Here is a 15,649-nt window from a genome sequence, read left to right as displayed (position 1 = left end):
GGGCTTATATATGAAAATGGATAGTAAAAAGATGAAAAATGAATTGGAGCAGCGCTTAGCAAAAGAGAACCGGACTTTCTCTTTTGACAGGGAAAAAGATCAGTTCAGAATCGAAAATAAGGACACTGGAAAAGGAATTACCATCTCTCTTCCGGGCATTATTGCTAAATGGCAGGAGAAAAAGGAAAAAGCGATTGAAGAAGTCGTTTATTATGTGGAAGAAGGCCTGGAGGCAATGGTGGAGGATGCCCATTTGTCGGGACATGAAAAAAATATTTTTCCAGTCATCCGATCAACTTCTTTTCCAGGCGAGTCACAGGAAGGTATTCCTTTTTTGACAGATGAACATACGGCTGAAACACGAATTTACTATGCGCTCGATCTTGGAAATACGTATCGCCTCATTGATGCAAAGCTAATGGAAAAAGAGAGCTGGGATCCCGAAAGAATTAGAGAAACGGCTCTTTTCAACGTAAGATCCCTGTCGACAGATATGAAATCGGATACTGTTGCAGGCAACACTTTCTATTTCTTAAACAAAAATGATGGATATGATGCAAGCAGAATCCTGAATGATTCCTTTATTAAAGAAATGGGCAGGAAAGTAGAAGGATCCATGGCCGTTGCCGTTCCGCATCAGGACGTATTGATTATTGCTGATATAAAAAATGAAACAGGCTATGACGTTCTCGCCCAGATGACTATGAGTTTCTTTGCGAGCGGCAGAGTGCCCATTACTTCCCTGTCATTCTTATATGAGAATGGAGAGTTTGAACCAATATTTATTTTGGGTAAGAATAAAAAAAAGTAGGTTTTAAGGGTCACAGCAATGTGGTCCTTTTTTTGTTTAACACTGATTCTTCCTGAAAACAAGGCGATAAACCCCCAGGTGAGATGAACCATTACCGAATGATATATAGATCCGTTATTTTAAATGAAAGTTAAGCAGTTCCGGGTAAAAAGACAGATACCACTACTTATGAACCTTTAATCACCCGCCTGAGTCGAAAGTATGCCTGCAGCCTTTAGTTTGTTTGTAAATTTACCCATTCTGTCTTTATAAGGACTCATTCTCGGATTTCTTATTCAAAATCTGTGAATAACTGCTAAAATAATATAGAAAGTCTAACAAAGTTTTTAATAGAAAGAGTTGATATAAATGAGCTGGATTAAAAAGCTATTCCATATGTTTAAAAGTGATGAGGAAGAATATGAGGAAATGGAAGAACATGCAGATGAGCATAACTATGAGAAGCAGCCGCCTGCAAAAAAAACAAAAGAAAGTTCGAGAGACATAGATGCTAAAGTAGTCTATCAATACCCCAAAGGCCAATTCCGTTTTCCGGTCATACCTGACCATGAAGCAGAACGGGAGAATAAGAGGCAGCAAAGACAGGATCATAATAGACAGGATCATAATCGTGGGAAGCCTGTAAATAAAACTGAAAAACGGAAGTCAAGGGCAGGAGAAACGGAATGGCAGAAAAAGCCGGCGGATACTCCAATCCATGAAAAAAGGACGCCTCGTTCCGCAGATAGGGAGCGGCAAAGAAAGTCTGCGCCACCACCTGCCAGTGAAGAAAAAATTCTGACCCGTAATGAAAGAGAGGCTGCCAGCAAGAAAAGACCTTTTCAGCCAACAGAAATTCCATCGCCGATATATGGATTTAAAAGGCCAAGGCCAAATGCCCAGCAAGATAAATCTGATAACGGGGAACAGGAAAACCGCAGGGAACTTACATACGATGAGGTTATGCGCAAAATTCAGCAGACCCCCCCTAATCGGCCGAATGTAACCGAAGCTGTTTCGGATGAAGAAAGAGAAACTGTCATTTCCGATAAACTGAAAGCTTTACAGGCACAGGCTTCTGCATTGGAAACAGAGGAACCAGCAGCCAAAAGATACAAAATAGGTGAAGCGTCTGAATTAATGTTTGAAGTACCTGAAAATAACCAAGAAACATTGCGGCATGAAGAAACACATACTGCCTGGCAAGATCATAAGGAACCTGGCAGGCAGCTTGGATCTTCCAAGCCTGACGGTGAATCTCCAAATAGTGAGGATCGCATCGGTCTTAAAAAAAAATCGGAAATCAGCAGATCGCTCGCAAACTTGATTGAAGAGGCTCTGCACGAGGAAGAAAAAGAAGAATACACAGCAGAACTCTCAGAGCAGAGCGAATTAAGATCTCATGATATCCTTGAGATTGAAGCTGAAGAGGATGAAGAAAAGAATGAATTTCATCACGATTTAGGGATTGTTGCTAAAAGTGACTCGGAAGAGTTTATCCATATAAACTTAAAAGAGGGAAACTCACAAGCAGAAGGAATGGAGATGTCTAATAAAGCTGAATTAAGTTCTGATCATGAAGATAGCGGGGAATTAACAGGCTCGTTCTCTACTCAGGCTGAACTGATTTCTGATATAAACAGGGCTGAGAATGCAGAGCAAAATGAGACTGCAGGTGCAAATGAATACTTAGAAACAAAAACAGAATCTGCTGCGTCAACCCCACAGCAGGAAGAAGATGCCCAGGAAGGGAAGAAGCCTTCATCAAGAGGATCAATTCCATTTAATGTCATCATGCTGAATAATGACAGAAAAAAACTGAATCAGCAGGATAAGATGGCAAGACCGTCAGATGAAAAAAAAAATAATATCGCTATGTTTCCGTCAGAAAATATCCAGCAGTCTGCTGCTGCTGCAGAAAAGATCGAGAATCATCCACCGGTGAACCATTTGCCTATGGAAGAACATGCAGAGCAGACACCGCCTGCATCGGAAATGGACCGATTTGAGGATGAACAGACATATCAGGGGGACGAAGAAATTTTTTATTACCAATTTCCTTCCCAGACATTGCTGACACCGCCAGTAATCATGGAGGAAGCTTCCGATTGGCTTTACGAACAGGAACAGATGTTAAATTCTACACTGCAAAATTTCAATGTCAGGGCGAGGGTGGTTAATGTTACGCAAGGACCTTCTGTAACAAGGTTTGAAGTACAGCCCGAACCAGGTGTCAAGGTGAATAAAATCACGAACCTCTCAGATGATATAAAGCTGAGTCTGGCAGCAAGGGATATTCGGATCGAAGCGCCGATACCAGGAAAGCATACAATCGGCATTGAGGTTCCGAACCAGAGCAGCCGTCCGGTACTTATCAGTGAGATCATCAGCACCCCGGAGTTCCAGACTGGCCAATCCCCATTAACGGCTGTGCTGGGGCTTGATATCTCTGGGAAGCCGATTGTGACGGATTTACGGAAAATGCCGCATGGTTTGATTGCCGGTGCAACGGGATCAGGGAAGAGCGTCTGTATTAACACGATCCTGGTAAGCCTGCTGTATAAGGCGAGTCCCGATGAATTGAAGCTTCTTCTGATCGACCCAAAAATGGTCGAACTTGCACCATATAATCGAATTCCACATTTGGTCAGCCCGGTTATTACCGATGTAAAAGCGGCAACGGCAGCCTTGAAGTGGGCTGTCGAGGAGATGGAACGCAGATATGAATTGTTTGCCCATGCAGGTGTGAGGGATATAAACCGTTTTAATGAGCTGGCAGAGGAGCATCAGCAATATTCAGAGAAGCTGCCATTTATGGTCATTGTGATTGATGAGCTGGCAGACTTAATGATGATGTCGCCAGCCGATGTGGAAGAAGCCATTTGCCGGATTGCACAAAAAGCCCGTGCATGCGGAATTCATCTGATTATTGCAACCCAGCGTCCTTCCGTGGATGTTATTACCGGCTTAATCAAGGCGAATGTGCCTACAAGAATTGCATTCTCTGTGTCATCTCAAATCGATTCAAGAACAATCATTGATATAAGCGGAGCTGAAAAACTGCTTGGACGGGGAGATATGCTTTTCCTTGAAAACGGATCCTCAAAGCCAGTGAGGCTGCAGGGTACATTTGTTTCAGATAAAGAAATTGATGATGTGGTAGCCCATGTACGGAGGGAACGCGATCCTGACTACTTATTTGAGCAGGAAGAACTTCTGAAAAAAGCTCATGCAATAGAAGAAGAGGATGAATTGTTTTTTGAAGCATGCGAGTTTGTTGTTGATCAGGGAGCGGCTTCCACTTCAAGCCTGCAAAGAAGATTTAAAATAGGATATAATAGGGCAGCCAGGCTGATTGATATGATGGAAAAACAAGGGTTCATTTCTGAAAATAGAGGCAGCAAGCCAAGGGATGTCCTCATTACAGAAGCTGATCTTGAATCCATACAAGAGACTAGTACATTAAATTAATCCATGGTATTCTTTACTTGCATGTTTAAAATAATATGAATAAACAACTACGATAAACGAAGAAAGCATTCTAAAGCTGGCGGGCTGCCGGCATAGAGGCCTGCTCCTTGCAAACCAAGTCAGCAGGCGCTTCTGCTTTCTTTAATGTTTCTAAGGAGCTTTAGGGATGAAGGAAATTGAAATGAAGGTTAAAGGAGAAATCAAACGTCTGACAAACCAGACTTTTAAATTCGATGAACGTGTAAGAGATGGCTGGTTTTCAGCGGTTTACTTCCTTAAAACAAGAGAAATTGTTAAGAAATATCACGAAGATAAAATCGTAACCATGCAGTTTTTCCAAAAGAATCATGCCGTTCTATGCGGTACGGATGAAGTCATTGCGCTGCTAAAAACATTTGCAGACCGCCCGGATGATCTGGAAATTTATTCATTAAAAGACGGTGATAAGATTTCACCCTTTGAAACAGTTTTAACCATTACAGGAAGATATCAGGATTTCGGATATCTTGAAGGAATAATTGACGGCATATTGGCCAGAAGAACTTCAGTTGCCACGAATGTCTATAATGTGGTAAAAGCAGCAGGTGTTTCTGGTGTTCAAAAGCAGGTCATCTTCATGGGGGACCGGGATGATCATTATATCACCCAGGCAGGAGATGGCTATGCAGCCTTTATTGGGGGGGCAACAGCCCAGGCCACGCATGCGATGAATGAATGGTGGGGCAAAAAAGGAATGGGAACAATGCCGCATGCTTTGATCCAAATGTTCGAGGGAGATATCGTTGCATCTACTAAGGCTTATCAGGAGACGTTTCCTGAAGACGATTTAGTTGCTCTGGTAGACTACAACAATGATGCCATCACCGATTCCCTGAAAGTGGCAAGAGCCTTTGGCAAAGAGCTTAAAGGTGTCCGGGTTGATACATCAAGAACAATGATTGATCAATATTTCTTAAGAAATCAGCATTTGCTGGGAACGTTTGACCCGCGCGGAGTCAATGCAGAACTGATTTTCGCTTTAAGAAAAGCGCTGGATGATGAAGGTTTCCAACATGTGAAGATTGTGGTGAGCGGCGGTTTTACTGAATCCCGAATCCGTGAATTTGAAGAACAGGGTGTTCCGGTTGATACCTATGGAATTGGAAGCAGCCTGCTGAAGATCACCACAGGGTTCACTGGAGACAATGTAATGATTGACGGTAAGCATGCAGCTAAGGCAGGACGCCGTTATCGTCCAAACCCCCGCCTTGAAAAGGTTGAATAACTGAACGCTATTTACAAGAAAGTAAGGAGCATCCTAAATGGATATGGACAGCTCAATTCTGGATTTACAATCTTTCCGTAAAGCTAAACAGCTCCAGGGAGAGAATAATGCTCTGCGTTTATACACATTAAGCAAGGATTATACAGAACGAACGGCTAATATCAGAGAGAAAGTCCGGGCAAAGCATTTATTTCGGAAAACGCTCGGTCTTGCTTCTGAGACGGCTTTTTCGCCTATTCAGCAGGAAGTTTTTCAGGATTGGTTTCTCTTTGATTATAAAACCATTCAAGGCTCTACTATGTTCAGTCTGTTCTTAAAGAACAATGCCAGGCAGCTTTCAGAGTCAGATCTCATTCAGGGGGCTCTCTTTTTAACATCAGTCATGGAACCCATCCGGATTTTAGATGTAAGTCAAAAGAAAATCTCCGCCTCAGGTGTGGAAGATAGCACTTCTTTTCTCTTAAGTCAGCACGGGGTGTTTCGGCCGGAACTGTCAATAGGGTGGTATTTTATTAGAAGAATACCAATCCAGATGTATGATTTTCCTATTGGACCATTTATCTCTATTCAAAAGGATGAAGGAGTTCACCGTTTAACGAAGGCCTTTTCGAAGGCAAAATTAAAGGTTCCTGACCTTACATGGAGAGCTTTCCTGAAATCTAATGTTTTATTTTTTATTTCTGGGGTATAAATAGCTGGCAATACGTTACATAGTTTTTAGAATCGATTAATGATATAATGATTCAATACATTAAAGTGTAAGTAAATAAAAATGACAGCGGAAAAGCTTAGCAGCACAGTCATGGAAGCATGTCTTCTAAGGGGATATGCGCAAAACTAGATATATGTCATATACTGTTTTACAGATATACGATGGTTGGAGGTTCTTTATATGACTATTTACCATTTCGTAGGTATTAAGGGGTCTGGAATGAGTGCATTGGCACAAGTTCTGCATGATATGAATTATCAGGTTCAAGGCTCCGATTTTGAGAAACACTTTTTTACTCAGGTGGCACTTGAGAAATCCGGAATAAAGATCCTTCCCTTTCAAAAGGAAAACATACAGCCGGGCATGACGGTAATCGCCGGGAATGCATATCCGGACACGCATGAAGAGATTGAGGAAGCAATGAAGCTTGGCTTGCCTGTTGTGCGTTATCATCGATTTTTAGGTGATTTCATGAAGAATTTTACGAGCATCGCTGTGACGGGAGCTCATGGGAAAACATCCACTACAGGCTTGCTTGCGCACGTAATGCGAGGCGCAAAACCAACTTCATTCCTTATTGGAGACGGTACGGGCAAAGGGGACAAGGAAGCTGAATATTTTGTTTTCGAAGCTTGTGAATACAGAAGGCACTTCCTTTCTTACTATCCTGATTATGCAATAATGACGAATATTGATTTTGACCACCCTGATTACTTTGCCAACATTGAAGATGTGTTTTCTGCTTTTCAGGAAATGTCATGGCAAGTGAATAAGGGGATTTTCGCATGCGGTGATGACGAGCAGCTGCAAAAAATCCAGGCAAAAGTGCCCGTGGTATTCTATGGTTTTGGAGAAGATAATGATTTTCAGGCACGCAATGTAGTTAAAACTACAGAAGGAACAACATTTGATGTATTTGTCCGGAACACCTTCTTTGAGACTTTCTCTATTCCAGCGTATGGAGATCATAACGTCTTGAACTCCTTAGCTGTTATCGCTCTATGTCATTATGAAGAGATCGATGCAAAGATTGTCCAGGAACAGCTTCTTTCCTTTGAAGGAGTGAAAAGAAGATTTTCCGAGAAGAAAGTGGGCTCTCAGGTAATTATTGATGACTATGCCCACCATCCGACAGAAATTAAGGCGACTGTAGAAGCTGCCAGACAAAAGTATCCTGAAAAGGATGTGGTTGCAGTTTTCCAGCCGCATACATTTACGAGGACTCAGGCCTTTCTTGATGATTTTGCATCAAGCCTTAATTTGGCTGACAAAGTATATCTTTGCGAAATCTTTGGCTCTGCCCGTGAAAACCATGGAAAACTCACGATTGATGACTTAAAGGCCAAAATTCCCAATGCACAAATTCTAAATGAAGAAGAAACGGCTGTACTAAGGAATCATGAAGATAGCGTAATTATGTTTATGGGTGCCGGGGATATCCAAAAATTCCAGCAGGCATACGAAAACCAAATATAAATCATAAGAAGGATGCTTCGCTAAGGAAGCATCTTTTTCTTTATGACTTTAAATGTTGATAACTTTTTAGCTCCAGGCGCCTGGAGCTTTTTTATTACTTTAAATTTTCCGGATTTAATGCTTCAAGTTCACTAATGACAAATCGCCCGTCTTTACGGATTAATACCTCATCAAAGTAGATTTCACCGCCGCCATAGTCAGGGCGCTGGATGTTGACCATATCCCAATGAATATTGGATTTATTGCCATTATAAGCTTCGTCATAGCACTGTCCAGGTGTGAAGTGGAAGCTTCCGTCTATTTTTTCATCGAACAGAATATCCTGCATTGGATGAAGAATGTATGGGTTAACCCCGATAGCGAATTCACCAATATAGCGCGCACCCTCATCAGTATCAAAGATTTTATTGATGCGTTCGCTATCATTGGCTTCCGCTTCAACAATTTTCCCGTCTTTAAATGTCAGTTTTACATTTTCAAATGTAAAACCATGGTATGGAGATGGAGTGTTATAGGTGATGACGCCGTTGACAGACTCACGTACAGGGGCAGTATAGACCTCTCCATCAGGGATATTCATTTGACCTGAGCATTTTATTGCCGGAATATCCTTAATCGAGAAGGATAGATCTGTTCCAGGGCCAGTTATTCTGACTTTATCGGTTTTATTCATTAATTCCACAAGGCTGTCCATTGCTTTGTCCATTTTGCCGTAATCCAAATTGCAGACATCAAAATAGAAATCTTCAAATGCTTCTGTACTCATTTTAGCCAGCTGGGCCATGGAAGCATTAGGGTAACGCAAAACCACCCATTTCGTTTTTGGCACGCGGATTTCTCTATGCACTCTTTGTCCGATGGTTGATCCATGGATTTTCATTTTATCATCCGGCACATCAGCCTGCTCGTTGATGTTGTCTCCGGAGCGCAGTCCTATGTATGCATCCATTTTGCTCATAACATTTGCTTCAAACTCAGCCATCAAATTGAATTGCTCTTCCTGTGCCCCTAAAAGCAGGGAGCGATCAACCTGATGATCCTTTAAGGAAACAAAAGGGTATCCTCCAGCTGCATATGCTTCCTTAACCAGCGCGGTCACTAATTCCTTCTGCAGTCCGAAATTTTCAATAAGGACCTTCTCTCCTTTCTGGAGTCTGACTGAATAGTTAATCAAATTTTTTGCCAGTTTTGCAATACGGGGATCTTTCATGGATAAATACCTCCAGTAAATTTTATTTTCCGACAACTATTATTGTACCCGAAATGATAGGTTTTGTTTAACCTTTTCCAGTTGTGCTAAAATTTACTTTAACTGATGAAAATACCTGTTAGAGAAGGAATTTCGACTTCACAAGTGGAATCTATTAATGTACTCCTGGTTTAGAGGCAGTGCATCTGGGTAAAAAGATAGTATACAGACAACCGGAGGTGTAAGAATTGGAAATTATTTTATACTTAAGTGTAGCAGTAATTGCTATAGCATTTCTTGTTTTGGTCATATATCTGGCGAAAACGTTAAAATCCTTACAAGGGACATTAGATAACGTATCAAACACATTGGCAGGCCTTGAAAGGCAACTAGATGGTGTCACGAAGGAAACCACTGTCCTGCTGCATAAAACCAATTCACTGGCTACAGATATTCAGCAGAAATCTGAAAACCTGAACAGTGTCGTGACTGCGGTAAAAGAAGTTGGTGACTCTGTCCGCAAATTTAATGGATCCATTCAGAAAATCACATCTTCTGTAAACACACAGCTTGAACAGAATAAAGATAAAATCTCACAGGTGGTACAGTGGAGCAATGTTCTCCTTGAAATCAAGGATAAATGGAAAATGAGAAAAGAAGACCCTTATCAGTACAACGTCAGCGAGAAACAGATGCTTCCGCCTGAACGCCAGAGAGAAAGAGCAAGATACTAGATTTAAAGGAGGAAAAAGGAGAATGAATAGTCAAGACCGCACTCAATTTGATTCAAATCAGGCCAAAACAGATGAAAATATCAATACGAAAGATTTCATGATTGGTGCCTTAATCGGAGGCATGGTTGGCGCAGCAACCGCTCTGTTCCTGGCTCCTAAATCAGGCAAAGAGCTTCAGAGTGATTTAAGCGAAAAGGCTGCCCTATTAAAAGAGAAGTCAGGACAGTACCGTGAAACAGCTATGACAAAAGGTACCGAACTGGCTAATGCTGCAAAAGAAAAAACAAATGTGCTGACTCAAACGGTGACAAAGCAATCCAATGAACTCGTTAATAAAGTAAAAAGCTTGAAAGAAGCTCAAAATGGACAAGCTGGTGCAAACGGGACATCCGAAGAAAATGGAGAGGCCATCAATAACGAGATATTCCAGGCAGAAGGGAACGCTCCAGTAAATGATGCAGAAATCCAAATGAAGCTGGAAGAGACGAAAAAAGCTTTTGACGAAACCGAGCAAAAGTATAATTAATTTTATTTGTTTAAGCAACGGTGAAGTGGTACGATTACTTCACCGTTATTTAATTTAAAGAGCGAGGCTTTGCCTGGCTTAGTTGGGGAGGTAAGAAAATGAAAAAATTTGATAGCCATGAATCATTTGATCAAGCAGTAGAATCAGGAGAGCAGCTGCTGGTTTTAAAACACAGTTCCACTTGTCCGGTGAGCGGCGCAGCGTTTGAAGAATATGAAAGCTTTGTAAAAGAGCATCAAGATGTAAATGCTTATTACTTAGTTGTTCAGGATGATCGTCCCTTGTCAAATCACATTGCAGAAGCTTTTCATATCAAACATGAGTCTCCTCAGGCCATTCTATTTAATAATGGAGATGTTGCCTGGCATGCATCACATTGGAAGATTACATATGATTCCCTGGTGAATGCTGTGAAGGAAAACAGATAAAACCCATCCAATCGGATGGGTTTTTGCTATCAAACAAGAAAATATATATTTATTAAACGTCGATAACTGTCTAACACTAGCAGCTGCCCCCGCTTTTCTTATATATACTTCACATTTGAATTTTTATTATTTATGGCAGGCCACACGATTTTGAGATGATCACCAGGCTCTATAGGTTCATGAAAAGATGCCTTTTCCCCATTTTTCAAGAGAACGAAGCTTCCGGAAGATGCTGCAGGCATATCTACACTAACATGGCTGAAGATATCCTGAAAAATAAAAGGAGACATTGGTTTTTTCACGAGTGTTATCGCATCTCCAGCATGAATCGCATCATCTTCATTGAGGACAGCTCCTTCCCTCTGAAATTCAAGTATCCCTCTGGAAAGCTCTAATTTCTTACCGTTAAACATGACCGGGATCCTCTGCTGTAGTACCAGCTGCTTTATATCTGCTAATTCCTTTACTGATAGTGTGCCTCTTTTTTCAATTCGGAGATTATCACCATCGTCTACTATGCTATGATAATTCGCCTCAAGGCCGTTTTTAAAAAGCTTTCCGGTATGGCGGGGGAGGAATGTCTCTTTTTCATTAATGCTGATTCTAAAAGGCGTAAGCTCGCTTAATAAATCGTTTAGGTTCAAGTTTCTTAAGACTTCTTCAAATGTTTCCGGAATTCTGCACTCTACCTTATCCCGATCAGCAATGATCTGTTCAAGCGAGGCAGCTTTTTCATTACAGGTAATAACAGGGTGGATTGTGTACTGCTTTTCGTTAATAGTAATAGACTTTTCAGGAACTTCATCAATCAAATCTTTTATGCGGACTTCAGCAGGCAATCCGTCACGTCCTCTTGAAACAGTGATGATATCCCCTGATTTGATTTCTTCATCCAAAGCACTTGTAAGGCTGTTGCGTATGATGACAGGAGCTTCTCCATGACTTCCTGGAATCGTAACGCTTTGCCCGTTTAGTTTGACTATCATGGCGAGTCCGGGCTTACCGTAAAGCTTATTCATTTTAATGCCTGCTGCCAGGAGACAATCCCCAACTGTCAGGTTCTTGACCTCGAATAGCCTGACAGGCTGATCGTTGACGTAAACTGTACAATATTGGACTGGGGCTTTTTTAGCAGCGATGGCTATTCCTATTGGGGTGACAAGTTCAGGGCCTTTGTATGTAAAATCCGGTAAATTCAGCCCGCTTATTGCGTCAATTCCCCTTATTGCGACTCTATTCGCTGGAAGGCCCAGTCTTTGCGCTATTCTTTCAGGAAGTCCAGGTGTTAAGCTCCCGCCCCCTACCAGCATGACGGCTTTGGGCGGCCTATTATTCAGCTGCAGAATTTCATCGCAGATGGAATTTGTCAATCGTTCTAGCGCAGGAGAAATTTTTTCAATTGTCTCTTCCCTGCTGACTTCTGTCTGGAAGCCGAGAATATCCGTGACAGTAATTGTATCCGATACATGCAAATCTCTCTTTGCCTTTTCGGCTAAAGGAAAGTCCAGGAGAAACTGGTCACTGATTGCTTCAGTTATCTCATCTCCTGCTACAGGCACCATTCCGTAAGCTGTAACTGTGCCCATATCTGTAATGGCAATATCGGACGTTCCGGCACCGATATCAACAAGAGCAACATTCAGCCTTCTCATCGAAGGAGGAATCAGCACATTAATAGCTGCGATTGGCTCAAGTGTCAAAGCTTCCATTTCCAGGCCAGCCCTTTGTAGAGCTGAGATTAGTGACTCCACTACAACCTTGGGCAGGAACGTAGCAATGATTTCAACGGATGCTTCATCCCCCTGCTGATCAATTAGACTGCCGATTTCTTCTTTATCAAGACGATAGTATAAAACGGAATGTCCAACACAATAGTAATAATAGCTTTTCTCAGTTTCATGTTTTTCTGCAACCATTGCCTGTGCCTGCTGAACTGCACTTAATTCAAGGTGAAGTATATCCTGCTTTTGCATCATCGGTTTTCCTTTAATACAGATAACTGTTTCAGATCTTTCTGTTTTTAAAGCCCTGCCTGCCGCTGCAACGCACACCTTTTTTAATGGGCCGTGTTTTGCTTCTAGTTCATCCCTGATTTCTGCTATAATTTTTGATACAGCCAGTACATCATGGATCTGTCCGTCGAGCATGGCCCTTTCTGCATGCTCCTTAATCACGATGTCTTTCACATGATATTGCCCGCCGTTTTCTTCGAGAATAATTCCGACCACCGTGCGGGTGCCGATATCCAGTGCAAAAAGCTTTTTTTGTTCGTCCAAAGCAGTACACCTTCTTTGTAAATGTCATAAAATGCATAAATAAAGCCCTGAAGCCGCTTTATCACTTAAAAGCGTTTAATTAATAAAGAAATATTTCGTGACATGTCTGAATAATTCATATATAATAACCCTAATTATAAAAAATGTATCACATATCCAGAGGCCGTAAAAGAGAAAGATGGAAATGTTTAACGCTGTGCACATTTAGATGCACGTTTTGTGCATTATCCTGAAACCAACACGGCTTAAATTCAGATTCGAAAGGAAGGGACAGGAAATGAGCAATAAAGAGCTAGATAAACTTCGTGATCGAGTGGATGAGCTGAATCTCCAGCTTTTATCTTTGATCAATGAAAGAGCAGAACTTGTTCAGGAAATCGGAAGAGTAAAGGAAACACAAGGGGTTTATCGTTATGATCCTGTCCGGGAACGCAAGATGCTGGACTTGATAAAAGAGCATAATGACGGTCCTTTTGAAAATTCAACAATTGAGCATATGTTCAAGGAAATTTTTAAAGCAGGTCTTGAACTTCAAAAAGATGATCATAGAAAGGCGCTTCTTGTTTCACGCAAAAAGAAGCCTGAAAATACGATTGTAGACTTAAAGGGTGAAAAAGTAGGGGATGGCAATCCTCATCTTGTTTTTGGCCCTTGCGCAGTTGAATCTTATGAGCAGGTGGCAACTGTTGCTGAAGCTGTAAAAGCAAAAGGACTTAAGCTCCTTCGCGGAGGCGCATATAAACCAAGAACATCACCGTATGATTTCCAGGGTCTTGGCCTTGAAGGTTTAAAAATCTTAAAAAGAGTGGCAGATGAATACGATCTGGCAGTTATTTCTGAAATTGTAAGCCCTAATGATATTGAAACGGCTGTAAATTATATTGATGTCATTCAAATCGGGGCAAGAAACATGCAAAACTTCGAGCTATTAAAAGCAGCGGGGGCTGTAAACAAACCAGTTCTTTTAAAGCGCGGGATTGCAGCTACAATTGAAGAATTCATCAATGCAGCGGAATATATCATGTCCCAGGGGAATGGACAGATTATCCTATGTGAGCGAGGAATCCGCACATACGAACGTGCTACACGCAATACATTGGACATTTCGGCTGTGCCTATTCTTAAGCAGGAAACACATTTGCCAGTACTGGTTGACGTTACGCATTCAACAGGCCGCAGAGATTTGCTTCTTCCAGCAGCAAAAGCTGCGCTGGCAATCGGCGCAGATGGTGTAATGGCAGAAGTTCATCCAGACCCGGCCGTTGCCCTATCAGATTCAGCGCAGCAAATGGACTTGAATCAATTTGATCAATTTATGGCTGAACTTCAATCTTCAGCATTGCTGAAAGTGTAGCCATCTAAATATGGAGAGCCTTCTGCTGGTTGCAGGAGGCTCTTTTTTTTGCATTTAAAGTGGAAATTTAAGTTTTTTTCAAAAATACAAGCCTTGACATTGCGGCAATTCCTGGACTGTCGTATGATTAAATACATAATTGTACATGTGTAACCACTCACAAATTAGGATAAAAAATGAGTAGGTTACGTCGTGTTGCTGTAAAATATAAAGTAATTGAAGCGACCGCTATTTAAAGAAGGAGTGTAAGTAATGAATGTAACAATATACGATGTAGCAAGAGAAGCGAATGTATCAATGGCAACGGTTTCTCGTGTTGTAAATGGCAACCCGAATGTTAAGCCTGCAACAAGAAAAAAAGTAATGGAAGTAATTGACCGGCTTGGGTACCGCCCCAACGCGGTTGCAAGAGGATTGGCAAGCAAAAAAACGACGACAGTCGGTGTAATCATTCCCGATATCTCCAGCACCTTTTTTGCAGAACTGGCAAGGGGCATAGAGGATATTGCGACAATGTATAAATACAATATCATTCTCAGCAACTCCGACCAAAATATTGAAAAAGAACTGCACTTGCTCAATACTATGCTCGGGAAACAGGTGGATGGAATAGTCTTCATGGGCGGCAATATTACCTCCGAGCATGTTGAAGAGTTTGAAAAGTCACCGGTTCCGATCGTACTGGCTGGCTCTATTGAAGAAACAGGCAAAATCCCATCTGTAAATATTAATTATGAACAGGCAGCATTTGATGTGACTAAGTCATTTATTGAAAAAGGCCATAAAGATGCAGCTATCGTGGTGGGACCTCTCCGCGAGCCGATTAATCAGGAAAAAAAGCTTGCAGGCTATAAGCGGGCTTTGGAAGAAGCTGAGGTGGCCTTCCGCGATGAATTGGTGGTTGAAGGAGATTATACTTACGATTCAGGTATAGAAGCCTTTGAAAAGCTGCTTGAGGCAGATCCGCGTCCAACAGCTATTTTTGCAGGATCTGATGAAATGGCATTGGGAATTGTCCACGGGGCGGAGGATAAAGGGTATAATATCCCGAAAGACTTTGAGGTCATCAGCTCTGACAATACAAGATTGGCATTAATGGTCCGTCCTCAGCTGACATCAGTCGTTCAGCCATTGTATGATATTGGTGCAGTTGCCATGAGATTGCTTACGAAACTTATGAATAAAGAATCAGTCGATGAGCAAATTGTTGTACTCCCTCACCGAATTGAAGAACGAAGCTCAACAAAGTAATGGATTTGCCGATATAACAGAAAAGCGGAAGCTCCTCGACCAGCCCCGACCAGCGCTGGAGGTCCAGAAGTTGAAGTCGTTCTTTGACTTCAGCATCTGGACCGAAGTGACTAGAGGGGCTAGGCGCTTCAGCTGGACAAAAGAGAAGAAAGAGAAGCGCCTTAATTAAAAGGCGTTT

General features: G+C 41.8%; 13 protein-coding genes. 11 read left to right on the top strand and 2 right to left on the bottom strand.

Annotated features, from left to right (window positions below):
• Positions 1-10 precede the first annotated feature (10 nt).
• The 5 genes from NR125_RS15615 to murC all read left to right on the top strand — a co-directional run bounded on the left by NR125_RS15615 (position 11) and on the right by murC (position 7,713).
• Entirely contained in the window at positions 11-811 is an 801-nt protein-coding gene (locus tag NR125_RS15615; protein WP_217027867.1) for a DUF1444 domain-containing protein, read from the top strand.
• A gap of 348 nt (positions 812-1,159) precedes the next feature.
• The gene (locus NR125_RS15610; protein ID WP_256815639.1) at positions 1,160-4,261 is read left to right on the top strand and encodes a DNA translocase FtsK; all 3,102 of its coding nucleotides are present in this window, start codon (positions 1,160-1,162) and stop codon (positions 4,259-4,261) included.
• 166 nt (positions 4,262-4,427) lie between these two features.
• Positions 4,428-5,525: a nicotinate phosphoribosyltransferase gene (locus NR125_RS15605; RefSeq protein WP_009333337.1), complete on the top strand. Its 1,098-nt coding sequence runs from the start codon at positions 4,428-4,430 to the stop codon at positions 5,523-5,525.
• Positions 5,526-5,562: 37 nt separating this feature from the next.
• The gene (locus NR125_RS15600; RefSeq protein ID WP_256815637.1) at positions 5,563-6,216 is read left to right on the top strand and encodes a hypothetical protein; all 654 of its coding nucleotides are present in this window, start codon (positions 5,563-5,565) and stop codon (positions 6,214-6,216) included.
• Between the two features lie 201 nt (positions 6,217-6,417).
• The gene (murC, locus tag NR125_RS15595; protein ID WP_009333335.1) at positions 6,418-7,713 is read left to right on the top strand and encodes a UDP-N-acetylmuramate--L-alanine ligase; all 1,296 of its coding nucleotides are present in this window, start codon (positions 6,418-6,420) and stop codon (positions 7,711-7,713) included.
• Positions 7,714-7,807: 94 nt separating this feature from the next.
• On the opposite strand, the gene NR125_RS15590 is transcribed toward murC, so the two are convergent.
• Positions 7,808-8,923, bottom strand: coding sequence for an aminopeptidase (locus NR125_RS15590; RefSeq protein ID WP_019383045.1), 1,116 nt, complete (start codon positions 8,921-8,923; stop codon positions 7,808-7,810).
• Positions 8,924-9,150: 227 nt separating this feature from the next.
• On the opposite strand from NR125_RS15590, the gene NR125_RS15585 reads away from it, so the two are divergent.
• The 3 genes from NR125_RS15585 to ytxJ all read left to right on the top strand — a co-directional run bounded on the left by NR125_RS15585 (position 9,151) and on the right by ytxJ (position 10,590).
• A complete protein-coding gene (locus tag NR125_RS15585; RefSeq protein ID WP_009333331.1) occupies positions 9,151-9,636 on the top strand; it encodes a DUF948 domain-containing protein in 486 nt (161 codons plus the stop codon).
• Positions 9,637-9,658: 22 nt separating this feature from the next.
• Positions 9,659-10,162: a YtxH domain-containing protein gene (locus NR125_RS15580; protein ID WP_009333330.1), complete on the top strand. Its 504-nt coding sequence runs from the start codon at positions 9,659-9,661 to the stop codon at positions 10,160-10,162.
• Between the two features lie 98 nt (positions 10,163-10,260).
• Positions 10,261-10,590 (top strand): bacillithiol system redox-active protein YtxJ, encoded by a 330-nt coding sequence (gene ytxJ, locus NR125_RS15575; protein WP_009333329.1) that lies wholly within the window; start codon positions 10,261-10,263, stop codon positions 10,588-10,590.
• Between the two features lie 98 nt (positions 10,591-10,688).
• Here the strand turns inward: ytxJ and pilM are convergent, their stop codons facing one another.
• Entirely contained in the window at positions 10,689-12,866 is a 2,178-nt protein-coding gene (gene pilM, locus NR125_RS15570) for a cell division protein FtsA (protein WP_256815636.1), read from the bottom strand.
• A gap of 277 nt (positions 12,867-13,143) precedes the next feature.
• Between pilM and NR125_RS15565 the strand changes: the two genes are divergently transcribed.
• The 3 genes from NR125_RS15565 (at position 13,144) to NR125_RS15555 (ending at position 15,640) form a co-directional block, all read left to right on the top strand.
• A complete protein-coding gene (locus NR125_RS15565; protein WP_009333327.1) occupies positions 13,144-14,220 on the top strand; it encodes a bifunctional 3-deoxy-7-phosphoheptulonate synthase/chorismate mutase in 1,077 nt (358 codons plus the stop codon).
• Between the two features lie 252 nt (positions 14,221-14,472).
• Positions 14,473-15,471, top strand: coding sequence for a catabolite control protein A (gene ccpA, locus NR125_RS15560; RefSeq protein WP_009333326.1), 999 nt, complete (start codon positions 14,473-14,475; stop codon positions 15,469-15,471).
• On the top strand, positions 15,446-15,640 hold the full coding sequence (locus NR125_RS15555; protein ID WP_198286690.1) for a hypothetical protein: 195 nt from the start codon (positions 15,446-15,448) through the stop codon (positions 15,638-15,640). Before ccpA ends, NR125_RS15555 begins: the two co-directional genes overlap by 26 nt.
• Positions 15,641-15,649 lie beyond the last annotated feature (9 nt).

The organism is Cytobacillus sp. Bac17 (assembly GCF_024519925.1).
GTDB classification, from domain to species: domain Bacteria; phylum Bacillota; class Bacilli; order Bacillales; family Cytobacillaceae; genus Cytobacillus; species Cytobacillus pseudoceanisediminis.
This window is presented reverse-complemented; position numbering and strand designations above follow the sequence as displayed.